General features: G+C 71.1%; 17 protein-coding genes. 1 reads left to right on the forward strand and 16 read right to left on the reverse strand.

Features of this window, described 5'->3' with window-relative positions; genetic code table 11:
• Window positions 1–92: 92 nt before the first annotated feature.
• From ABGB01_RS03230 to ABGB01_RS03265, 8 genes are all read right to left on the reverse strand, one after another.
• Window positions 93–1,115 (reverse strand): sugar-binding domain-containing protein, encoded by a 1,023-nt coding sequence (locus ABGB01_RS03230; RefSeq protein WP_347770065.1) that lies wholly within the window; start codon window positions 1,113–1,115, stop codon window positions 93–95.
• Window positions 1,105–2,742 (reverse strand): FGGY family carbohydrate kinase, encoded by a 1,638-nt coding sequence (locus ABGB01_RS03235; RefSeq protein ID WP_347770067.1) that lies wholly within the window; start codon window positions 2,740–2,742, stop codon window positions 1,105–1,107. The genes ABGB01_RS03230 and ABGB01_RS03235 overlap by 11 nt, the downstream gene beginning before the upstream one ends.
• The gene (locus ABGB01_RS03240; protein ID WP_347770069.1) at window positions 2,729–3,679 is read right to left on the reverse strand and encodes a transketolase C-terminal domain-containing protein; all 951 of its coding nucleotides are present in this window, start codon (window positions 3,677–3,679) and stop codon (window positions 2,729–2,731) included. Before ABGB01_RS03240 ends, ABGB01_RS03235 begins: the two co-directional genes overlap by 14 nt.
• Complete coding sequence (locus ABGB01_RS03245) at window positions 3,676–4,584, reverse strand: transketolase (RefSeq protein ID WP_347770071.1); 909 nt, start codon at window positions 4,582–4,584, stop codon at window positions 3,676–3,678. Before ABGB01_RS03245 ends, ABGB01_RS03240 begins: the two co-directional genes overlap by 4 nt.
• Complete coding sequence (locus ABGB01_RS03250; protein ID WP_347770073.1) at window positions 4,581–5,570, reverse strand: TIM barrel protein; 990 nt, start codon at window positions 5,568–5,570, stop codon at window positions 4,581–4,583. Before ABGB01_RS03250 ends, ABGB01_RS03245 begins: the two co-directional genes overlap by 4 nt.
• A gap of 1 nt (window position 5,571) precedes the next feature.
• A complete protein-coding gene (locus ABGB01_RS03255; RefSeq protein WP_347770074.1) occupies window positions 5,572–6,435 on the reverse strand; it encodes a nucleoside hydrolase in 864 nt (287 codons plus the stop codon).
• Between the two features lie 88 nt (window positions 6,436–6,523).
• Window positions 6,524–7,840 (reverse strand): hypothetical protein, encoded by a 1,317-nt coding sequence (locus ABGB01_RS03260; RefSeq protein ID WP_347770075.1) that lies wholly within the window; start codon window positions 7,838–7,840, stop codon window positions 6,524–6,526.
• Window positions 7,827–9,302: a pectinesterase family protein gene (locus tag ABGB01_RS03265; protein WP_347770077.1), complete on the reverse strand. Its 1,476-nt coding sequence runs from the start codon at window positions 9,300–9,302 to the stop codon at window positions 7,827–7,829. The genes ABGB01_RS03260 and ABGB01_RS03265 overlap by 14 nt, the downstream gene beginning before the upstream one ends.
• A 273-nt stretch (window positions 9,303–9,575) precedes the next feature.
• Between ABGB01_RS03265 and ABGB01_RS03270 the strand changes: the two genes are divergently transcribed.
• Window positions 9,576–10,445 carry a hypothetical protein gene (locus ABGB01_RS03270; protein ID WP_347770079.1) on the forward strand — a complete coding sequence of 290 codons (870 nt, stop codon included), beginning with the start codon at window positions 9,576–9,578 and terminating at the stop codon, window positions 10,443–10,445.
• Window positions 10,446–10,456: 11 nt separating this feature from the next.
• Here the strand turns inward: ABGB01_RS03270 and ABGB01_RS03275 are convergent, their stop codons facing one another.
• From ABGB01_RS03275 to ABGB01_RS03310, 8 genes are all read right to left on the reverse strand, one after another.
• Window positions 10,457–13,390, reverse strand: a complete 2,934-nt coding sequence (locus ABGB01_RS03275; protein WP_347770081.1) for a glycosyl hydrolase — start codon at window positions 13,388–13,390, stop codon at window positions 10,457–10,459.
• A gap of 78 nt (window positions 13,391–13,468) precedes the next feature.
• Complete coding sequence (locus tag ABGB01_RS03280; RefSeq protein WP_347770083.1) at window positions 13,469–15,268, reverse strand: right-handed parallel beta-helix repeat-containing protein; 1,800 nt, start codon at window positions 15,266–15,268, stop codon at window positions 13,469–13,471.
• On the reverse strand, window positions 15,265–17,121 hold the full coding sequence (locus tag ABGB01_RS03285) for a right-handed parallel beta-helix repeat-containing protein (RefSeq protein ID WP_347770085.1): 1,857 nt from the start codon (window positions 17,119–17,121) through the stop codon (window positions 15,265–15,267). The genes ABGB01_RS03280 and ABGB01_RS03285 overlap by 4 nt, the downstream gene beginning before the upstream one ends.
• Window positions 17,118–17,885, reverse strand: a complete 768-nt coding sequence (locus ABGB01_RS03290; protein WP_347770087.1) for a hypothetical protein — start codon at window positions 17,883–17,885, stop codon at window positions 17,118–17,120. Before ABGB01_RS03290 ends, ABGB01_RS03285 begins: the two co-directional genes overlap by 4 nt.
• 8 nt (window positions 17,886–17,893) lie before the next feature.
• Window positions 17,894–19,894, reverse strand: a complete 2,001-nt coding sequence (locus ABGB01_RS03295) for a hypothetical protein (RefSeq protein ID WP_347770089.1) — start codon at window positions 19,892–19,894, stop codon at window positions 17,894–17,896.
• 2 nt (window positions 19,895–19,896) lie between these two features.
• Window positions 19,897–20,703: a carbohydrate ABC transporter permease gene (locus tag ABGB01_RS03300; protein WP_347770091.1), complete on the reverse strand. Its 807-nt coding sequence runs from the start codon at window positions 20,701–20,703 to the stop codon at window positions 19,897–19,899.
• Window positions 20,700–21,632 carry a sugar ABC transporter permease gene (locus ABGB01_RS03305; protein WP_347622523.1) on the reverse strand — a complete coding sequence of 311 codons (933 nt, stop codon included), beginning with the start codon at window positions 21,630–21,632 and terminating at the stop codon, window positions 20,700–20,702. The genes ABGB01_RS03300 and ABGB01_RS03305 overlap by 4 nt, the downstream gene beginning before the upstream one ends.
• Window positions 21,629–22,900, reverse strand: a complete 1,272-nt coding sequence (locus ABGB01_RS03310; RefSeq protein WP_347770093.1) for an extracellular solute-binding protein — start codon at window positions 22,898–22,900, stop codon at window positions 21,629–21,631. Before ABGB01_RS03310 ends, ABGB01_RS03305 begins: the two co-directional genes overlap by 4 nt.
• Window positions 22,901–22,942: the final 42 nt, after the last annotated feature.

Genomic DNA, 22,942 nt, shown 5'->3' on the forward strand with positions numbered 1-22,942 from the left:
CGAGACGGCGAAGGCCGCCGGGCCAGATGCCCGGCGGCCTTCGCGCACGAGAGAGAGCCCCAGGGCGGGATCGCCGCCCGGGGGAGCGGGAGTCAGTCCTTGAGCAGCTGCTCGGCCACGCCCACGTCCGTGATCAGGGTGTTCACCCAGCCGCCCTTGAGCGCCGCGCGGATGGCGGCCGCCTTGCGGCGGCCCCCGGCGATCGCGATGCGCCGGGGCACCCGCAGCAGGTCAGCGGCCGGAATGCCCAGGATGCGCCGCTCCAGCGGCGAGTCGATCAGGTGGCCATCGGCGTCGAAGAATCTCAGGCACACGTCGCCCACCGCGCCCAGGCCGCGCAGCGTCTCCAGCTCCTCCTCGTCGATGGCGTTGCCGCTGTCACGCAGCAACGGCGACGGGTCGAGGCTGCCGATGCCGACCAGCACGGTCGTCAGCCGCGACCACGCGTCGACGACCTGCCGCACCACGTGGTCCTCCGACAGCGCCTGGCGGGCCTCCGGCGTGCCGACCAGGCCAGGAGCGGGCAGGAACACCGGCTCGGCGCCCGTCAGATCGGCCAGGTGGGCGGCCAGCCGGGTGGCCTGCACCTGCGCCGACCCCTTCCCCACGCCGCCGATGAGCTGCACGACCTCCTCGGCCACCCGCACCGGACGGCGCTGCATCGCCTCGACCGTGGCCAGCAGGCTGGCGCTCCACGACGAGATGCCGAGGTGCTCGCCGCCGATGAGGGTGGCGTCGAGGTGGGTCGCCCCGGCCGAGCCCAGCGCGGCCACCACGTCGTGGTTGTCGCCCGCGGCGTCCACGACGATGATCTGCTCCACGCCGTATTTGCGCTCGAGGTCCTCCTCCAGCAGCGCGTGCACGCCGCTCGGCACCACGACGACCGTGCGCACGATGCCGATCTCCGCGGCCTCCTTGAGCAGCCGGGACACCCTCGGCTGCGAGATGCGCAGCTGGGCGGCGATCTGCGGCTGGCGTACGCCGTGCTCGTGGTAGAGGCGCGCGACCCGCACCAGCAGCCGCATGCGCTCGGACTCCTGGCTGAGCCGGCGCCCGGTGTATCTCACGGGCTCGCCGCCGGCACGGCTCTTCTCGAACTGACTGTCAGCTCCCACGATCGCTGGCCTCCGCTTCGGCTCCGCCGCTCCTGCTGGTCCGGTGGCGAGCCCGGGCCACTGCTGAGTGCCATTCTGCTAGGGCGCGGCGGCGCTCGCACACCGGAAGGCCGGGCGTGTAGCACCGGCCGTGGCGGGGCAGCCCGGACAGCTCCCGGCGGGACCATACACCGGATGACACCCCGGCCAGGTGAGCGGCCCCCAGCGCGGACAGCTCAGGCCGTCGCGCCACCCGCACCGCGCGCCCGGTGACGTCGGCCTGCCACTGCATGAGGTCGGCGTTGGCGGTGGGGCCCCCGTCGGCCAGCAGCTCGTCGACCGGGCCCGCCGCCCGTTCCAGGGCCGCCACGACATCGCCGACCTGCAGCGCGACCGAGTCGACCGCCGCCCTGGCGAGGTCTTCCCTGCCGGTGCCGAGGCCGAACCCCGTCATGACCGCCACCGCCTGGTCGTCCCACCACGGCGCGCCGAGGCCGCCGAACGCCGGCACGAGGTGCACCGCGCCCCTGCGCCCCCTGGTCGCCAGCCGCGCCAGCTCCTCCGGCTCCGTACCGAGCACCTCGGCCAGCCAGGTGATCGTCGCCCCCGCGGCCAGGATGTTGCCCTCCAGCGCGTACGCGGGCGCCTCGTCCTGCCAGCCGATGGTCAGGCACAACCCCTCGTCCCCATCGGTCCCCTGGTCGGCCAGGCCCATCACCGAGGAGCCCGTGCCGTACGTGACCTTGACCCGTCCAGGACGGCCCGCCGCGTGCGCGAACAGGGCGGCGTGCGAGTCGCCGAGCACCGCGCTGACCGGCACGCCGGCCAGGGACGGGTGCAGCGCGGCAGCGTCGGCGTGCGGCCCTGCGGACGGCGCTGCGGAGGGCGCTGCGGAGGGCGCTGCGGAGGGCGCTGCGGAGGGCGCTGCGGAGGGCGCTGCGGACGGCACGATCGCGGGCAGCGTCTCCTCGGGGATCCCGAACAACTCCAGCAGGTCCGGGCTCCACCGGCGTTCCCGGACGTCCATGAGCTGGGTACGGGAGGCGCTGCCTACCTCGATCACGTGCCCGGCGCCCAGCCGGTACAACAACCACGAGTCGACCGTGCCCAGACAGAGCCCGCCGAGCCGCCCACCGAGCTGCCCGCCGAGCCGCCCGCCGAGCCGGTCGTTCGTCCGGACGCTTGTCCGGCTGTTCTCCCGGCCGTGGTGGTCGAGCAGCCAGGCCGCCTTGGCCGCCGAGAACATCGGGTCCAGGGGCAGGCCGCTGATCCTGCGGACCACGGGCGCGGCGCCGGAGGCGGCCAGCCGGGCGCACAGGTCGGTGCCCCGGCGGTCCTGCCAGCTCACCAGCGGGCTCAGCGGCGCGCCCGACGCGCGGTCCCAGAGGATCAGCGACTCGCGCTGCACGCTCAGCCCCACGGCGACCACCCGTCCTGGCGGCGCGCCGGCCAGGCAGGCCGACACCGCGTCGCGGACGCTGCGCCACAGCTCCTCGCCGTCCTGCTCGACCATGCCCGGCGCCGGATGCCGCTGCGCGAGCGACGCGGAGGCCCGCGCCACCGTCTCGCCCGCGGCGTCCACGAGGATCGCCTTGGTGGCGCTGGTTCCCTGGTCGACGCCCAGGACCAGCGGGTCAGCCGTCGTCAAGGCCCAGCACCTCCAGCGCCGAGCGGGCGATGCCCTCGGCGGTGAGCCCGAAGTGTTCCAGCAGGAACGCCGTCTCCCCGGTCGGCGCGAACGTACGGGGGCCGAGCAGCCGCATCGGCACCGGCCTGGTCTCCAGCACGACCTCCGCCACCGCCGCCCCGAGCCCGCCGGTGGGCACCGCCTCCTCGGCCGTGACGACAGCCCTGGTCTGCCGGGCGGCGGCGATGATCTCCTCGCGGTCGAGCGGGGAGATCGTCGACACGTTCACCACCCGGGCGTCCACCCCGCGCTCGGCGAGCAGCTCGGCGGCCTGGAGCGCGCGGCTGACCATCGTGCCGGTCGCCACGAGCGTCGCGTCCCGGCCATCCCGCAGCCGCGCCGCCCGCCCGTAGGCGAAGGCCGGGCCGCCGGGCGGCGAGACGTCCGGCACGGGGAAGCGGCCGATCCGCAGGAACACCGGCCCCGTCGTCTCCGCCGCCCACCGGATGGCCGCGCTGGTCTGCGCGGGATCGGCGGGCACGACGACGGGCAGGTCGGCGATGGCCCGCAACCACGACAGGTCCTCCGTCGAGTGGTGGGTGGGCCCGAGCGCGCCGTAGGCGAGCCCGGGGCTCATCCCGCACAGTTTGACGTTGGCCAGGCTGTAGGCGATGTCGGCCTTGATCTGCTCCAGCGCCCGCGCGGTCAGGAACGTGGCCGCCCCGCACACGAACGGCACCAGCCCCGCGTTGGCCAGCCCCGCGCCGATGCCCACCATGTCCTGTTCGGCGATGCCGACGTTGATCAGCCGGTCGGGGAACTCCTGAGCGAAGGCACCCAGCTTGCTCGACCCCACCGAGTCGTTGCACACGGCCACGATCCGGCTGTCGTCGCGGGCCAGCCGCACCAGCTCGGCGGCGAAGGCGTCCCTGCAGTCGTGTGTCTCTTCGACGATCAACGCAGTTCCTCGAGAGCCATGCGGGTCTGCTCGGCGTCCGGCACCTTGTGATGCCACTCCACCCGGTCCTCCATGAACGACACCCCTCGCCCTTTCACGGTCCTCGCGATCACGCAGCGCGGCCTTCGTCCGGTGCGCGGCGCGGTCACGGCGTCCAGCAGCGCCAGATGGTCGTGCCCGTCGACCTCGGCGACCTCCCACCCGAACGCCCGCCACTTGTCCGCCAGCGGCTCCAGGTCGTTGGTGTCGCCGGTGGGCGCGCCCTGCTGCAGCCCGTTGCGGTCGATGACGGCCGTCAGCGACGACAACCCCCGGTGCGCCGCCGTCATGGCGGCCTCCCAGTTGCTGCCCTCCTGCAGCTCGCCGTCGCCGAGCACGACCACGGTCCTGGCCGGTGACCCGCGCAGGCGCAGTCCGACCGCCACGCCCACGCCGACGGGCAGCCCGTGCCCGAGCGGGCCGGAGCTGGTCTCGACGCCCGGCACCGCCTTGCGGCTGGGATGGCCGTTGAGCGGAGACATCGGGGCCGCGAACGTGGCCAGCCGGTCCGCGGAGAAGAAGCCGCAGGTCGTGAGCGTGGTGTAGAGGGCGACCGAGCAGTGTCCCTTGCTCAGGATGAGGCGGTCGCGCTCGGGCCAGTCCGGCCTGGCCGGGTCGATGCGCAGCACGGCGCCGTACAGCGTGGTGAGAATGTCGGTCACGGACAGGTCGCCTCCGGTGTGCCCGAGGCCCGCCGCGTGGATCGTGCTGATCACCGTGCGCCGGATCCCGCCCGCCAGCGCGGCCAGCGCGGCGGCGGAGGTGGCCCGGTCGGCGTGCGCCAGCCGGTCGCGCAGCCGGCGCCATTCACCGATGGCGTCGTGGTCGGGCAGCAGGAGGCCGCCGGCGGTCCGCGTGAGGGTCACGGCGTCTCGCGTGCGGTTCCGAGCGCCGCCCAGAGCAGCGCCTGGGCCCTGAGCGCGTCCTGCCGCTCCTGCGCGTCACGCAGCTCGTCGAGGTCGACGCGGTCGCACACCTGCTCCAGCATGCGGATGGTGGCGATGCTCTGCGACAGCGCGCGCACCGGGTCCTCCCTGAAGGGGAACTGGTCGAGCAGGACCGGCGCGCTCCAGCCGATGCGCCGCACCGCCAGCAGGCATTCGATGGTCTCGAACAGGTGCACCGAGGCCACCGGCAGGTCGTCGTCCCAGCCGCGCCAGTTGTCGTTCAGCTCCACCGACACGAGCCGCCCGCGCCGGTGCACGAGCTGCACCGCCTCGGCGGGCGTCTCGCCGGCCAGCAGGGAGTGGCCGAAGTCCATGACGATGCCGACGTTCGGCTGGCCGGCCTCCTCGATGGCCAGCAGGGTGCGGGCCGCGTCGGAGAGCGTGATGCGCACCCGCGGCTCCTTGGCCTTGTACTCGATCGCGAACTGCACGTCCGGGTGCGCCGAGGCCAGCTCCCGGATCGCGGAGACGGTCAGGTCCCACAACCGCGCGTAGTCGGCCTGTCCCGGCATGTCGAAGCCGTCCTGGCCGGGCCAGAACTTCACGTAGCCGGCGCCGAGCTCCCGCGCGACGGCGACCGCCTCGTGCACGCGCTCCACGGCGCGCTCCCGCACGGCGGGATCGGGGTTGGTGAACGCCCCCTTGACGAACTCCCGCGTGTACAGGTGCGGCGTGATCGCCCTGGCCCGCAGGCCGCGCTCGGCCAGCGCCGCCGCCAGCTCGGACGTCTTGGAGACGCCCTCGGCGAACGGCACGTTGATGTCGAGGCACTCCAGCCCGTCCACGGACGCCGCCAGGTCGAGCATCTCGGTCATACTCCTCGACGGCCCGTAGCCGTCGGTCGCGTACCGGTCGACGATCTGCCCGAACGCCCATATCCCGGCGCCGAACGTCAGCGCGCTCATGTCACACCCTCCTCTGCGCGAAGGCCCGCAGTTTGGCGAAGAAGTCCTCGTGGATGAACCGTGCGTCGATCGAGTCGTAGGTGCGGATCGGCCGGTTCGCGACGGAGAAGTCGTACGAGCCGTCGTGGCGGAAGTTCGGCGCGGGCCGCTCCACCCAGGTCCCGCAGGCCGGGTGCAACATCAGCCCGATCGCGGGGGAGTCGCCCAGCACGCGGAACTCGATCGACCCGCCGTGCTGGCTCTCGTTCCACTCGACGAGCTGGCGCACGAGGTAGTCGCCGATCTCGCCGTACGGCGCTACCTTCTCGTCCAGCTCGGCGTAGCCGACCGCCATCATCCGGTACGTCGGCGCGGGGATCTGCCAGACCCGCAGCGCCGACGAGAACACGATGTTGGCCGCCACGATGTCGTTGGACAGGTTGAACTCGGGGCGTCCCGGGTCGCCCCCTGTGCCGTCGTAACCGCCGCCGCCGATCCAGATCACGGTCACGTCCCGCTCGGCGATGCGCGGCTCCAGGAGCAGGGCCGAGGCCATGTCGGTGAGCGGGCCGAGGAACGCCACGAAGAGCGGCTCGGCCACGTCGCGCATGGCCTCGGAGATGATCAGCTCGACGCCCGGCGTCATGACCGGGGTGCCGACGTCCGGCAGCGCGTACGGCACGCCGTCGGCCACCGGCACCTGGCCGTCGAGCTTCATCAGCCGCAGCAGCAGCTCGATCTCCTCCCGGCTTTCCTCAAGGCTCGACCGGGTGCGTCTGTTGCCGAAATGCGCGGGCACCAGACCTCGAATGTCGAGGCTCGGGGAGAGCAGGGCGTGCACGATCGCGAATTGGTCGTCCGCCTCATTTTTGGCATCGGTGTTCACGATCACCCGGCGCCGGTGGGAAAAAGTCCTGACCGCCACGCAATCCTCCGCCTGAATATTTATTCAGTAATGTATCTATATTCCGATATTAGGTTGTGATATTTGAGGTGTCAAGATCCCAGAGGATCACGGACAGCGCGTGCGGCGAGATGGTGTGGTCCTCGTGCGTGGCGTCCTCGAGGATGTCCCACCGCCCCTCCTCGGGCCGCCCGCCCGCGAGCAGCGCCACCCGGTCGCGCACCGGGGCGTGGTAGGCGCGGTGCCCGACCCCGTTGAAGCAGCAGTCGTCGAAGCGGTTGAGGATCTGCAGCTGGCCGCGCCCCCGGCCGATCGAGGCCAGCACGTACATGTCGAGGAAGTCGTCGGACTCGGCGGCGTAGAAGCCCGGCAGCGCCGCCTTGGTCTGCTCGAAGTCGCCGATCGTCGGGCTCGGCTTGGGCGAGGCCGGGCGCAGGAAGAACGGCAGCGACCCGGCCACCGGATAGCTGCGCGCCACCCGCGGGTCGAGCGCGGAGTAGACCGTGGTCGTCCAGCCGCCGCCCGACAGTCCGACCATCTCCACGGAGGCCGGCCGGTACGTCGCCATCGCGTAGTTCAGGGTCACCGTGAGCGGTTCGAGGAAGAAGGTCAGCGTCGAGAACCCGGGCCGCTCCCATGGCGGGAGCTCCCGGTGCGAGGGGCCGGGCAGCAGCGTGTCCGGGTCGTCCGGGTCGGCGATCTGCTGGGCGTTCCAGTGGTGGAACGGCATCGCGTACGCCATCACCCGGTAGCCCCGGTCCAGCAGCGCCTGGACGGTGCGGAGCATGGTGTCGAACGGCTCGCCGTGCCCGTTGTGGTAGAGGGCCAGCCGCCGGTTCCAGCCCTTGCGCGGCAGGAGGTCGTACACCTTGGCCGAGACGCGGTAGCGCAGCGGGACCGTCAGCAGGTCGATCCTGCGCACGCCGGTCAGCGAGGCGAAGTCGGGCGCGTCGACGCCCTTCTCCACCTCCGGCAGTGAGGTGGGCAGGCCCGCGCCCTTCCAGATGTAGTCCGTCATGGCCGTGCGCCTGGCCGCGATGTCGGCCTCCGAGTGGATGCCGATCAGCGGCTCGATGTCGACGCCCGCAACGGCCTCGGGCAGCGTCCTGTACTCGGGGCCGAACCTGGCGGCGATCTCCTGGTTCACCGGCGCCACCGGGCGCGGCGGCCGCTTGGCCGCCGCGGCCGTCCCCGTCGTGGCCTGGGCCGCGCTCTGGGCCGCGCTCTGGGTCGCGACCTGTGTCGTGGCCGCCGAGGCCGGCGCCGCCGTGCCCGCGACGACGGCCGCGCCGAGCCCGCCCAGAATCCCGCCCAGCACGCCGCGCCGGCTCGCCGCGCCACTCACAGGGCCGGCCGCGTCGGGGCCCGTCTCGTCACTCGTGTGCATCAGATCGGCTCCCGTGCTCTCCGCGGTGGCCCCGCTCCGGATCCCAGCCGCCCAGGACGAACGCCGGGTCGCTCCACTGCTTCGCCTCGGCGTCCGTGAGCTGGCGCGAGCAGGCGAGCCGCTGCGAGGTGTCGATCGCGCGGCCGGACAGGTCGGTGCTGCCGTACTCCCAGAAGGACGTCTGCTGGGCCTGCGCGCAGTCGTCCGGGTCGATCTGCCAGCCGGCCGGGTCGATGTGGCCGTCCATCTCGGTGTCGATGTACACGACCTGGCTGTGCGTGAACCGCCACACCGCGCTGCGGCTCAGCGCGACCGAGCCGTCCGGCACGCCGGGCGCCCGTGTCAGCTTGGTCCTGACGAACACCGTGCCCGGACGGGTCTCGTCGTTGCGGCTCTGCGAGATGTAGCCGCGGTCGGTCGACTCCAGCACCGTGTCCTGGATGAACACCGTGCCGGTGCCCCAGACGAAGTCGGTGTCGCCGCTGATGTGGCTGTCGGTCACGAAGCCCTTGCCCTGCAGGCGCAGCGTGTCCTGGAAGCTGCGCAGGTGCACGCGTTCGAGCGCGATGCGCTCGTTGTTGCCCCGGAACGCCTCGGCCTGCGAGCCGCCGTCCGGCGTCGTGTTGTGCACGGTGACGTCGCTCATCCGGAAGTCGGACGCGTCCACCCCGAACGAGGCCCGCCAGCAGTTGTGCAGGTCGGACGTCTCCAGCACGCGGCGCGGGCACACGTCCTCGGGGCCGCCGTCGCTCAGCGCCTTGTCGCCGTTGCGCAGGTCGTTGTTGGGATAGCGGATGACGGTGCGCTTCGCGCCCGCGCCCTTGACGGTGATGTGCGGGCGGTCCTCGCGGACGTAGACGATCTCGGTGTAGACGCCGGGCCGCACGTCGATCGTCACCGGGGTCGTGTTGCCGGTCGGCACCGCGTCGATGGCGCCCTGCACGGTGCAGAAGTCGCCGGTGCCCTTGGCCGACACCGTCAACCGGCCGGGCTTGGGCTCGCGCCTGGTCGTCGTGAACCGCCAGGCGCGGGGGTCCCGCACGCCGTCGAAGCCCGCGAACACGCCCTGGTCGACGGTGACGTAGTACTCCTGGCCGTACTCCAGTTGGTGGTGCAGGTAGACGTCGGCTCGGCGCCCCTCGATCATGATCGATTCGTACGAGAAGTCGTGCGGCAGTCCCGTGTCGGAGATCGCGCTGCCGACGTTCTTCCTGTCGGTCCTGGCGGTGGCGGCCTCGATGCGGTCGGCGAGCGTGCCGTCGGCGCGGCGCACCTCGATCGCGCCGGTCGTGCCCAGGGCCGGCGGCTCCGGGAACGTGATGGTCAGGGGCGCGTCGACGCAGGTCTCGCCGCCCCGCCCGGGCACCGAGAAGCGCGGCTCGTCACCCGCCTCGGCCTGTGCGGTCACCGGGCATAAGACGAGCGCCGCCGCGGTCGCGAGCACCGTGATGGTTGCCTTCACCTGCACCTCTCAAGGGCGAATGTTTATCTGGCTGTGAATAGATATGTATACGCCTCGGCAGGTCCGGTCAAGGGCTGGTGGCCCTGTCGGTCTTCGGGTCAAGCCGAACGGCGGCTCTCGCCGCGAAGTCCGGAGGCCGTCAGCGCCGCCGCCCTGTGGGTTGCCTCAAGCTCGCGCGGTATCCGGCCTCGTTGCATGATTCCCATCACCCATCGTGTGTGAGATGTGACAATGGGTGCCATGCCGTCCCCCCGACATGATGCTCTCGTCCAGATGTTCGCCGACCGTCCCCAGTTGGTGGTGGAGATCCTGCGTGACCAGATGGGAGTGAACCTGCCCGACACTCCACTGATCCAGCGGGAGGAGCGCACCTTCAACACGCGGCCCTCCGACGACATCGAGGCCGACCTGGTTCTCACTCTTGGGCCACCGCAGTCCCCCGCGCACGCTGTCATCGTGGAGATCCAGCAGGGCACGTCCAAGGATCCTCGGCAGTTCGCCCGCTACGCCGCCTCGTTGTGGCTGCTGCTGGGCTGCGACGTCACAGTCCTGGTCGTCTGTCCCGATCGTGCGACCGCCGCCTACTACGCGCAGCCGATCGATTCAGGGCTGACCGGCTACCGCCTGCAGGCGCGCGTGTTGGGGCCGGACGGCATTCCGGTCATCACCGACCCCCAGGAGGCCGCCGCTCACCCGGGCCTTGCAGCCATGTCCGTCATGGTCCACGGTCGTGACCGCAAGGTCATCGAGGCGTTCGCCACAGCACTGTCCACCACCCGTGACGATCACGCTACGAAGTATGCTGAATACGCCTACAGCATGTCCGCGCCCGAAATTCGCTGCCTCATGGAGGAGATCATGACGTCCACCGACTGGCCGGTCTACACACCCTGGGGTCGCGAGCACTACGGCCGCGGCCTCAAAGAAGGCAAAGCAGAAGGCAAAGCAGAAGGCAAAGCGGAAGAGGCGGCCAGGATGGTGCTGCTCGTGCTGGCCGCCCGCGGCTTCGATGTTCCAGACGATACCCGCGTCCGGATCACCTCCTGCACCGATCTGGCCCTACTCGAGACCTGGGCCACGCGTGCGGCCACAGCCCGGACCCTCCCGGATCTGTTCGACGAACCGGGCGATCAGGCGCGTTAGCGCATCTCTGGTCACGGGCGCAACCGCTCCTCCCTGTACGGCACCAGCTGGACCGGTCCCTTCAGCCCGTACGGTTGCCGGCGCAGCCCGCCGTAGACGTCCGGGTCCGCGACTCTGAGCCGGTTGCCGAGAGGGGTGGCGACCTCGACCTTGATGGTGTTGGTTCCGCGCCGGATGTGGGGGCCGAGGTCCACGATCGGGTGGAGTTGGTCGACGGCGGCGAGGCGGCGGCCGTTGACGCGCACCCGGCACGTGTCGGTCACCTCGCCCAGCTCCAGGTACGCGGGGCCGTCCAGGTCCACCGTGGTGGTGTAGGTCCCGACGCCCGACACGTCGGCCAGTCCGGGGAGTTCCGTCCAGGGGGCGAGCGTGTCCAGGTCCAGTTCGTGGACGACTTTCGAGGTCTGCGTCGGCGTCGCGCCGGGCTGCCAGTCCTCGACCTTGAGCCGCCACGACGACAGCTCCACGGGCGGCGGCACCTCGCCGACGACCGTGGTGACGGTGCGGCCGGTGGAGAGGGCGGTGGTGTAGGTGCCTGCCCTGGCGGCCCGGACGGCGAGGCCTCCGCCGGAGTAGAGGGCGCGGTCCGCGTCGGTGGCGGTGGCGTGGGGGAGCCGGCCCGTACGGTCGCCGAACAGCCCGGCCCGTGCGATCGCGACGATCCGGGCCTGCCCGGGCTGGAGGGCGACGCGCAGGCGGATCGCGTCGGGCTCCTCCGTGTACAGCGCGATCCGCTCGGCCCGTCCGGTCCACGGGTCAAGCAGGTACGGGACTCCGTGGCGGTCCGCGCGGGCCAGCGTGACGTCGTGGTCGATCGGGGCGACCGGCGGTTTGGGGTTCTCGACGTGCCTGCCGTTGCACAGGTAGTAGTAGTCGATCTCCCCGGCTGCCCGCCGGAGGGTGAGCAGTGTGCTGGGGGTGGCGTAGCGCACGTCGGGCCGCACGCCGAGGGAGGCGAGCGCGCCGGGGACGTCCGCCTGGCCGGCGACCATCCGCACCGTGGGCTCGGCCAGCAGCGCGGCGACGAGGTCGCGCAGCCGCTCGTTCTCGCCGTCCGCGGGCAGGCCCGGCACCGAGGCCGACTCCCACGCGCCGAGCAGCACGATGGGCAGCCCGGCCCGCGCGTACTCCAGCAGCCGCCCGGCCACCGGCACCGTCATCGTGGGCTCGCCCGCGTAGAACTTGTCGCCCTCGACGAACAGCGCCTTGTAGGCGGGTCCCGACGGCGCGAGCCGGCCGCCGGAGACGCGGGCGGCGGGCAGGTCGAGGAGAGGGCCGCTGACGAACTGGTGGGTCCAGCCGGTGGGGATGCCGTCGCGGGTGAACCAGGAGGCGCCGATGCCGGTCTTGGTGTAGCCGGTCTGCCGCAGGACGGCGACGTCGGCGCGCGGGACGCCCTCGCGCAGGACTTCATGGATGCGGGCGAAATAGCCAGAAATATCGGATATGTGGTGCCAGGTCGGCTGGCGCGGCCCCCACGACTCGGCATAGCCCGCCGTCCCGCCGTACGGCGTGAACGCGGCGAACCCCGGCCAGGCCGCCCCCGGCGCGCTCGCGTAGGAGAACCCGTGCAGCACCGTCTGGTTGAGCCCCGCCGCGTACGCGCCCCCCATGGTGGTGAGCAGCGTCGTCCACGTCGTGGTGTAGGCGCCGCCCGCGTACGCGCCCGCCTCGCTGGACAGCAGCTCGTGCCCCGCCAGGTCCCGGCCGCCGGCCAGGCAGCGGTAGTCGTCGAGGTTCTTGAACCCGAGCGACTCGCCCTCGGGGATGTCCAGCACGGCCGCCGCCGCGATGGCGTCGGTCCGCAACCCGTACGGCTGCGCGCGCAGCTTCAGCCCGAGCGAGTGCGCCCAGTCGCGCAGCCCGGCGAAGTGGTGCTCGTTGCACAGCTCGGAGATCGTGTCCCAGTAGTCCTTACGGGCGTGCCGGGTCATGGCGGCCTCGTACGCGAAGACCGGGTCCTCCTCCGCCAGCAGCACCACCGGCAGCAGGGGCGCGAGCGGGTGGCCCCGCCGCCGCCCGAACTCCTCCAGCAGCCCCGGCGTCCACGGCAGCGCGTCCGTCTCGATCTCGATGGAGTCCTCGAACAACGCGCCGCCCGCCTTCTTCAGCAGCCGGCGCGTGGCGGGCGTGAGCAGCTCCGACTCCCAGTGGTCGATGACCGCCTGGGTGCCCGCCGCGCTGAAGTGGTCGACCACGTACGCCTCGGGCGCGGTGTGCGGGCCGGACTCGGGGCGCTGGCCTGAGCTGCGCTCCCAGTAGGAGATCAGCACCCACTCGCCGTCGGCGGGCGCGGTCCAGGTGACGTTCTCGCCGGTCACGGGCACCTCCCGCACGGAGGCGGGGTCGAGGCCGGTCTCGTCGCCGGTGGAGTGGGCGGGCTCGATCCTGGCCGCCTGGACGAGCAGCAGTTTCCGCTCGGTGACGCCCTCGCCGGGCGGCACGGCCGGTGGCGGCGCGGCCCCCGCGTACGTGGCGCCCGCGGCGACCGTGACCGAGCCGTGGGCGAGCTCCTTGACCGCGGCCGGGCTGTCCGGGGTGATGGACGGCACCGCGGCCGGCCAGGACGGGCCGATGGTCAGGTCGATGCGGATGCCGCGTCTGGCCGCCTGGTCGAGCGCGGCCTCGACGGCGGCGTTCCATGCGGGGGTGCCCCAGCCGTGGCCGGCGGGGTCGAGCACGGACTTGTCGCGGATGCTGTGGTGCACCGCCGCGATCTCCGCGCCGCCGAACCCGGCGGCGGCGAGCTGGTCGACCTCCCTCCTGATCTCGGCGGGATCGACGTGGGCGTCGGGCCACCACCAGCGCACCATGGGCCGCGCGGACCGGGCCGGGCGAGAGGACCAGATCCTCCCCGGAGCGCCGACGGCGGGCGTTCCGGAGAGGGCGAGCGTGGCCGTGGCGGTGCTCAGGAAGAGGAAGCCGCGGCGCGTCAGATCGTTCATGGGGGTGCTCCAGCGGGCCGGAGGGCGGGGTGGAGAACGCCCGCGGGCGGGGGATCGGTCGCCGCCCGCGGGCGCCGTCTAACTCGGGACGGGGTACGGGAAGGCGCTGGTCACGCCGATCTTGTCGTACTCCATCTTCGAGGCGTCGAAGCCGTCCGCCCAGTTGGCGTTGGTGACCTCGTTGCACTGGTAGCTCTGGTACTTGTCGTCGGTCACCTTGCCGACCTCGATGTCGGCGAAGGAGAAGCCGCAGCCGCCGGCGTCCATGTGCACCCCTCGCGTCCCGCTGTCGGGCATCGACGCGTCGGGGATGACGTCGCCGATCACGACCTGGGAGACGTGGTTGGTGATCGGGTGCGGATCGGTGTTGCTGACGCCGTAGGTGTAGAAGGCGCCCATGTCACCGCTGTCCAGGCCCGCCTCCTCGATGCGGAGATACTTGAACACGTTCCCGTGCGCGTACCCGTCGCCGTCCTTGACCTCGGGGCGCACCTCCAGGCTGATGCCGTAGCGGGCGCTGTGCCGGACGACCGTGTGACTGACCTCGTTGTTGCCGGTGTTCATGAGCTCGACGCCGGCCGCGTCGCCGGGCACGAGCTCGCCGACGTGGTGGATGTAGTTGTTGGTGAAGACGTTGTGACCGGCCACGTCGCCTTCGCCCGGGTAGCCGCCCTCGACCTTGATGCCGTCGGCGCCGATGTTCTCCAGCAGGCTGTCGGAGATCCGGATGTGGTCGTTGGCGAACAGCAGGTAGACCGCCGTGAAACCGGTGTCGGCGATGTGCAGCCGGGTCAGGTCGATGCCGCGGGTGTTGGTGAGGGTGACCGCGCCGAACCGGTTGCGCGGCATCTCGATCTGCCGGTCGTACTCGGGGTACTTGTGCGGCACGCCGGCGTCGCCCGCGCTGATCCAGCCGTTGCGGTACCAGCCGACGAAGTCGCTGTACTGCAGGGCCAGCCCGTCGAAGGTGAGGTTCTGGACCCGCTTGTCCGGGGTGCTGCCCGCCAGCGAGACGATCGTCTGCACCGTCGGCGCCATGACCTTGTCGATCGAGCCGCGCGGCCAGTAGTAGACCTCGCCCTTGTCGAAGTCGAAGAAGTACTCACCCGGCTGGTCGAGGAAGTCGAGGGAGTTCTGCAGGAAGTAGCGCGAGCCGCCGCGGCTGTTGACCAGCGCGTAGCGCGTCCAGTGCTCCAGGGTGAGCTGGTTGTCGTCCCACGACGGGTTCTGGATCGGGACGGTGTCGGTGAACCAGCTCCAGCTGCCGCCCGACCAGACCGTCACCTGCGCGTTGTCGAGGTTCCAGCTCTTGTCCCACTCGCCCGGCCTGGAGTAGAGCCACTGGTACACCGCCTCCTTCTCCGGCTCCTTGAGCACGGAGGTGAGGTAGGGCGCCCACTCGTCGTCCGACCTGCGGTTGGGGTAGCGGGCGGTGGTGGCGCGCCTGCCGTCCTCGAACAGCGTGTAGAAGTTCCGGTCGACCTTCGTCTTGTAGATGTCGCCCTTGTGCTTCTCCCAGCCGGTGAGCGGCTCGGCGCCGAGCAGGCGGGCCTTGCCCGGCCCGTCCACGCTGCGGTAGACGATCCGGTGGCCGTTCTCGCCCGAGTCGGCCTCGGTGAACGCGATGGTCTCGCCGACGACGTAGTCACCGGCTTTGACGTTGACCACGATGTCGCACTTCTGGTGCTTCTTCTTGGCCCTGACCTGGTCGCGGGCGTGCTCGATCGTCTTCCACGGGCGTTGCGCGTTGCCGGCCCCACGGTCCGCGCCGCCGGGCGCGACGTAGAACTCCACCGGCTTGCACGGGGCCTGGGCGCTCGCGGCCGGGGCGACGACCAGCGCCGCCAGGACGACCACCGCCGCGCTCACGACCTTCACTGCTTCACCTTCCCGGCCGCCGCCTCAGCTTCCGGCAGCGGGTACGGGAACGCGTCGGTCACGCCGATCTTGTCGTACTCCATCTTCGAGGCGTCGAAGCCGTCCGCCCAGTTGGCGTTGGTGACCTCGTTGCACTGGTAACTCTGGTACTTGTCGTCGCTGACCTCGCCGACCTCGATGTCGGCGAAGGAGAAGCCGCAGCCGCCGGCGTCCATGTGCACGCCCCGGGTGCCGCTGTCCGGCATCGCGCCGGCCGGGTCGTTGATGACGTCGCCGATCACCATCTGCGAGACGTGGTTGTCGATCTCGTGCGGTTCGGTGTTGCTGACGCCGTAGGTGTAGAAGGCGCCCATGTCACCGCTGTCGAGCCCCGCCTCGTCGATGCGGATGTAGGAGAAGCGGTTGTTGCGGGCGTAGTTGTCCTCGTCCTTGATCTCGGGGCGGACCTCCAGGCTGATGCCGTAGCGGGCGCTGTGCCGGACGTTGATGTGGCTGATCTCGTTGTTGCCCGTGCTCAGCAGCTCGATGCCGGCCGCGTCGCCGGGGACGAGCTCGCCGACGTGGTGGATGTAGTTGTTGGTGATCGTGTGATGGCCTGAGATGTCGCCCTCGCCGGGATAGCCGCCCTCGACCTTGATCCCGTCGGCGCCGATGTTCTCCAGCAGGCTGTCCGACACCCTGACCCGCTCGTTGGCGAACAACATGTAGACGCCCATGAAGCCGCTGTCCGACAGGCGCAGCCTGGTCAGGTCGATGTCCCGCGAGTTCGTCACCGTGATCATGCCGAACCGGTTGCGCGGCATCTCGATCTGCCGGTCGTAGACCGGATACTTGTGCACGTAACCCGAGTCGCCCTCGCTGATCCAGCCCGCGCGATACCAGTCCACGAAGTCGCTGTACTGCAGCGCCAGCCCGTCGAAGGCGAGGTCGTGCACCCGCTGCTCGGGGGTGCTGCCCGCGATCTGCAGGATCGTCTTCACCGTCGGCGCCATGACCTTGTCGATCGAGCCGCGCGGCCAGTAGTAGACCTCGCCCTTGGCGAAGTCGAAGTAGTACTCACCCGGCTGGTCGAGGAAGCGCAGCGTGTTCTGCAGGAAGTAGCGCGAGCCGCTGCGGCTGTTGACGAACGAGTAGCGGGCCCAGTGGTCGAGCGTGAAGAAGTTCTTGCGGAAGTCGGCGCCGCCCAGCGGCACGGTGTCGGTGAACCAGCTCCACGAGCCGCCCGACCAGACGACGACCTGGGCGTTCTGGTCGAAGTCCGCGTCCCACTCCTGCGGCACGTCCTCCGGCTTGAAGTACAGCCACTGGCGCACCGCCTCCTTCTCCGGCTCGCCGAGGATGGAGAACAGGTAGGGGGACCACAGGTCGTCGCTCGTCCTGTTCGGGTGGCGGGCGGTGGTGGCGCGCCTGCCGTCCTCGAACAGCGTGTAGAAGTTCCGGTCGATCTTGGTCTTGTAGATGTTGTCCTTGTACTTCTGCCAGCCGGTGAGCGGCTTGGCGCCGAGCAGGCGGGCCTTGCCCGGCCCGTCCGCGCTGCGGTAGGTGATCGTGTGGCCGTTCTCGCCCGAGTCGGCCTCGGTGAACGCGATGGTCTTCTCGACGACGTAGTCGCCGGCCTTGACGTTGACCACGATGTCGCACTTCTGGGGCTTCTTGTCGGCCCGCAGGGCGTCGCGGGCCTGCTCGATCGATTTCCACGGGCGTTTGTCGCTGCCGTCGCCCTGGTCGCTGCCCGAGGGGGAGACGTAGTAGTCACAGGTGGGCTTGCCGGCCGCCGACGAGGCGGGGGTGGGGGTTGGGGCGGTCAATCCGCCGATGAGTAAGACGATCGCGCCGACAGACCTGAGAATCACTGGCTCTCCTTGACCTTCCGCCACCGCTCGTACTCGGCGCGGGTTTCGGGGGTGAGTGGGTAGTAGTCGGAAAGCGCCCCGCCCTCCTCGATGCGGGCGCGGCTGTAGAGCTCCCACTGCTCGTGGTCGGCCGCCGCCTCCAGCACCTGCTGGGCGCGACGGCGCGGCACGATCACCGCGCCGTCGTCGTCGGCCACGCACAGGTCGCCGGGCAGCGCCAGCGTCCCGCCGACGGCCACCGGCACGTCGTACGCCCACGGGAACAGCTCCGCCTGCGAGGCGTAGTGGGGGGTGGCGCCCGTCGACCAGATCGGCAGGCCGAGGCCGCCCACCCTGGGCAGGTCCCTGATCCGGCCGTCGACGACGATGCCCGCGCCGCCCTTGCGCTTGAAGTAGCGGACCAGCATGTCGCCGAAGCACCCGGTGTAGGCGCTGCCGTACGCCTGCACGACCAGCACGTCACCGGGCCGGATCTCCTCGAGCACGGCCCACAGGGCGGTGTGCCGCTCGACGTACTCCTGCCCGAGCCCGGAGGCGATGTCCTCGCGCTGCGGCATGAACTGCAGCGTGCGCACCCGGCCGGCGATCTTCTGTCCTTGGGCGATGGGACGCGGTCCCTCGACGAAGGTGCGCCGGATGCCCTGCGCGTGCAACTTCGCGCAGGCGGTGGCCGCGCTGATCCGGGACAGTCCCTCCACGAGGGCGGGATCGGGTTCGGCGGGCAGTTCCCCGCGAACAGGCAGATCCCAGATGGCGTCGTCCATGAAACTCCTCAGTAGTGCTGGTGCGACGGCGTGCGGGCGCGCGCGGTCGTGTGCAGGTCGAGCCGGATGCGGCGGCCGGGCGGCAGCTCCACGAGCAGGCGCGGGCCGCCCACCGCCACCTCCTGCCCGGTCTCGGTGATCGGGGGAGGGGTGTAGGCGCGCGGGTCGCCCGGGTAGCCGTCGCCGCCGGACCGGGTGACCACCGCGCGGTCGATCCGGTGCTCGCCGAACGCGCCCGCCTGCACCACGACCCTGCGGGTGCGGGCGACGCCGAGGTTGACCAGCTCGACGCCGGTGGCGCCGGGGCGTACGGAGTCGACCAGCGCGGCCACGTCCGGAGGCAGGCCGGGACGGCGGCGGTCGGCGTCGAAGTAGGCGAGCCGGGCGGGCAGCAGCCCGCCGTTGTAGAGCACCTGCGGGGTGCCGGTGGCCAGCTGCAGCAGCGCCTCCGTGACGACCGGGTTGAGCCGCTGCCAGTGGTGCACGTGGATGGTGGACAGGTCCGCGGTGTCGGCGTCGATGAGCGCCATGCGCCGCTGCACCTGGCCGAGCGCCGCCGACAACATGGCCTCGGGGAAGCCGGGGTTGGCGCCGCGCAGGAACTCCAGCCAGGGCGCCTCGTGCCCGGCCTCCTCCTTGTTACGGAACGGGCGCACGGTCGTCCAGTCGTAGCCGGAGCCGGCCCGCAGCCGGTCGAGCCGGTCGGCGTCGCCGCCGGACTGGCTCGCGTGCCAGAGCCAGACCGGCAGGCCCAGCTGCGGCGGCTGGAAGTCGAACCAGCCCTGGTCGTCGTGCCGGTTGGGCACCAGCATGGTGGGCTTGCCCGCCTCGTCGCCGAGCTCGGCCAGCCAGCGGTCGCTGATGCTCATGTCCGTCTCGGTCACGCTCGCCTGGACGGCGTGGCCGTACACGGCCTCCAGAGGGTCGCGGCCGATGACGAGCGCGGCGTCGTCGCCGGTCAGCAGGTGGGCGTTGACCGCGGCGATCGCGGCGGCGGCGCCCACGCTGTAGATGCCGTGCGGCCACTGCCAGCCGTAGTTGCCGCCGTACCAGCGACCGCCGTGCAGCTCGCCGACGACGCCGGACGGGCCGACGTTGTCGGGCAGGATCCCGCCGTTGGCCTCCGCCCTGCGCTGCCAGGCGCCGATGTAGCGCAGCGCCCAGTCGCGGTAGCGCTCGTCGCCGTCGTACAGCCAGGCGTTGACGGCCAGGCTGGTCGCGGCCAGGTTGACGGCCACGTCGCCGCGGCCGATGCGCTCGCTCATCGCCGCGCCCATGCGGGCGGCGTTGTACGGGTCGGCCAGGTCCTCCCACCGCGTGATGCCCGGGAGGTCGCGCAGCGGCAGGCCGAACGGCCGCATGCTGACCAGGTCGGTGTGGTAGGAGGCCCACTCCCACTGCAGGCCGTAGCGGGGGCCGCCGGCGCCGTTGTGCGGGGCGCGGATGATGTCGCGCTCGGCGTCGTAGTTGGCCGAGCCCGGGAGGTAGAGGTCGGCGAAGCGGCGGGCGCGCTCGCGGAAACGTTCGTCGCGCGGGTCCGCGGCGCAGATGCCGTAGAACAGCAGCAGCGACTCGCCCTGGTGGAACCAGTCATAGCCGCGCTCGAACTCGTCCACCAGGTAGCCGAGCTCCGTGAGCTGCGTGGTGACGCCCTCCCAGTGGTGCTTGGCGGCGTCCAGCAGGTCGTCCGCGCCGCCCAGCTGGTAGAGCGTCGGCCAGTTGAAGAACGCCTCGTAGAAGTCGTCGGCGCCGTCCCGGTCGGCGGCCGGCCCGTGGTAGATGAGCCGCCCGTCGGGCCCGCAGTAGCGGGCGGCGAAGGCCCGCCAGGCCTCGTCGAGCGTGTCGAACAGGCGGCGCTCCAGCACCGCCCAGGCGGGCGGCGTGCCGAGCGGGACGGTCGCGGTGACGGAGGGCACGGTTGGGTCGGAGGGCACGGTGGGGTCGGAGGGCACGGAGAGCTCGGAGGACTCGGGTTTCGAGGGCTCGGACGGCGAGGGCACTGTGCGCATCTTCAACCTTTCGTGGCCCCGGCGGTGAGGCCGCTGATGATGTGCCGTTGCATGAAGACGAAGAAGACGAGGAGCGGGGCGATGGCCAGCAGCAGCGTCGGGAAGACCACGGTGTAGTCGGTGGAGTACTGGCTGACGGCGGCGTAGACGCCCGTGGTCACCGTGTAGAGGCCGCTGCCGGGGCCCAGGATGATCTGCGGGTTCACGAAGTCGTTCCACACCGAGAACGTGTTGAGGATGACCATCGTGGCGACCGCGGGCCGCATCAGCGGGAAGACGATCTGCCAGAACGTGCGCAGCCGCCCCGCCCCGTCGACGGCCGCCGCCTGGTCGAGCACGGCGGGGATAGTGGCGATGTAGCCGGCGTACAGGAAGATCGAGAACGGCAGCGTGAGCGTGGTCTCGAACAGCACGAACCCGCGGATCGTGCCCATGAGGCCGAGGGTCTTGAGCACGTACACGACGGGGATGACCAGCACCTGGCCCGGGATGAACGTCCCGGCCAGGAAGAACAGCATGAGCACCCGGAACCGTCGTTTGGGGCTGCGCGCGATCGTGTACGCGGCGGGCGCCGCCAGCAGCACCGACAGCACGTTGACGGCCACCACGAACAGCAGCGTGATCGCGTACCCCTTGACCACGTCGAACTGCGGGTTCGTCAGCGCCCTGCCGAGCGGTTCCAGTGTGAGGCCGCCCAGGCCGAACGGGTCGTTCAGGATGTCCTGCTGGCCCTTGAACGCGTTGACGGTCAGCACGTAGAGCGGGACGAGCATGAAGGCGACGGTCGCCCAGAGGAAGGTCTTTCTCACTGGTGCACCGCCATCTCGCCGCGCCGGCGCAGCTTGGTCACCACGAACGCCAGCGCCGCGGTGACCAGCATGAGGATCACCGACTGCGCCGAGCCGAAACCGAGGCGGGCGTCGTGGAAGGAGTTCCACAGGATGAGGTAGGCGACGGTCTGGGTCTGCCCGGCGGGGCCGCCCGCCGTCAGCGACACCACCAGGTCGTACGTCTTGAGCAGCGTCACCAGCGACAGCACGATGTTGATCGTCACTGACGGCCCCAGCGCGGGCAGTGTCACGTTCCTGAACACCTGCCACCGGGTCGCCCCGTCGATCTTCGCGGCCTCGATCAGCGAGTGCGGCACCGCCTGGAGCCCGGCCAGGTAGAGCACGACGTTGACGCCGAACCCGGCCCACACCAGCACCGCGATCATGGTGACCGTGGCCCAGGCAGGGTCGGACAGGAACGGCAGCACCTCACCGCCCCACGTGGTCACCAGGTTGTTGACCGCGCCGGTGGTGCCGAGGATGGCCGACCAGAGGAAGCCGACCACGAGGGCGCTGAGCACGTGCGGGTAGAACAGCACGATCCGGAAGAACGTGTTGGCCCGGGAGGCACCGTTCACCAGGAGGGCGAAGCCGAGGCCGAGCAGGTTGAGCCCGGCCGTGCCCGCCGCAGCGACCAGCAGGGTGACCAGGGCCGCGCGGCGCAGTTCGGGGTCGTCGAGCAGGCTCGCGTAGTTGGCGGCGCCGACGAAGGCGGGGTCGGCGCTGAAGCCGTCCCAGTCGGTCAGGCTCAGGTAGAAGGCCAGGCCGACCGGGATGACCAGCATCACCACGTAGAGGATGGTGGCCGGGCCGGCCATCAGCGCGGTCGTCAGGCCGTCGTGCCGCCGCCTGGGCCTGCGTGGCGTCTCGCGCACGGCGGCTACGGGCGCTTCCCGGGTGAGGGTCATGAGCGTCCGGCCAGCCAGCGGTCCACGCCCTCGGCGACCTCCTTGGGCGACTTGCCCACGTACAGGCCCTGGACCTCGGTGTTCCACGCGGAGTTGAAGCCCTTGGGGAGGGTGGCGTCGCCGTAGCCCTCACCCTGCGGGACGCCGGCCGGCGCCTGGTCGAGGATCTCCTGCACCTGCTGCTCCAGCGGGGTGAACTCGCGCTCGACGCCGGTGCGGAAGTTGCCGTCCTGCTTGAGCTGGCTCTTGACCGCGGCCGGGTCGGTGACGAGCCACTGGACCAGCTTGAGCGCCGCGTCCTTCTGCGGGGTCGACTTGAGGATCATGTACGGGGCCGCGAGCGTCGCGCCCTGCGGGCCGGGGTGCTGCTGGCCCTTGTCGACCGGGGCGGGGAAGACGCCGACCTCGAAGTCCTTCTCGGCCTTGGCCTCGGCGGCGGTGAACCAGCTGCCCATGACGTACATGCCCGACTTGCCGGACAGGAACGCGGTCTCGGCGTCGGCGTACTTCATGCCCAGGGCGTTCTTGTCGACGTACCCCTTGCCGATCCAGCCGTGGTAGCGCTCCAGGTACGGCAGCAGCGACTCGCCGGCCTTGATCTTGCCCGACGTGACGTCCTGCTGCCAGGTGGGGTGGTGCTGGGCCCGGGAGGGGTTGGAGAGCTGGAGCAGCTGCAGGCCGGTCAGGAAGTCGCCGCCGGTCTGCAGCGGTAGGTAGCCGGCCGACTTGAGCTTGCCCATGGCCGCGTCGAGCTCGTCCCACGTGGTCGGCGGCTTGTCGATCCCGGCCTTGCCGAAGGCTTCCTTGTTGTAGAAGACCAGCGACTGGGCCTGCACGCCGACGCCGACGGTGTAGATCTTGCCGCCCAGCTTGGCCTGCTCGACCAGCGGCGTGTCCTTCGCCCACGGCTGGTCGCTCAGGTCGAGCATCTGCTTGGCCAGCGTCTCGTCCGCCATCAGCGTCTCGACCACGTCGGGGGCGTTGCCGGCGGCGAGCTGCTGCGGCAGCGTGTCGGCCACGCCCTTGCCGGTGGGCGCCTCGATCTTCACGTCGATGCCGGGGTTCGCCTGCTCGAACGGCTTGACCAGGCCGTCCCAGTACGCCTGCGTGAGGTTCGGGCTGATGTTGACCAGCATCCTGACGGTGACCTGGCCGCCCTCGCTCTGCTGCGCTTGGGAGTCGCCGGCGAAGCCGCCCCCGCCGCAGCCGGTGAGCAGGAGCAGGCATCCGATGCCTGACAGGACGGGGAATGAACGGGGGGACCGCATCGCACCTCCAAGGGGGCGAGATCTGCGACGCCTTTTTAATGG

It is taken from the genome of Nonomuraea sp. B5E05 (genome assembly GCF_039880665.1).
Lineage (GTDB): Bacteria > Actinomycetota > Actinomycetes > Streptosporangiales > Streptosporangiaceae > Nonomuraea.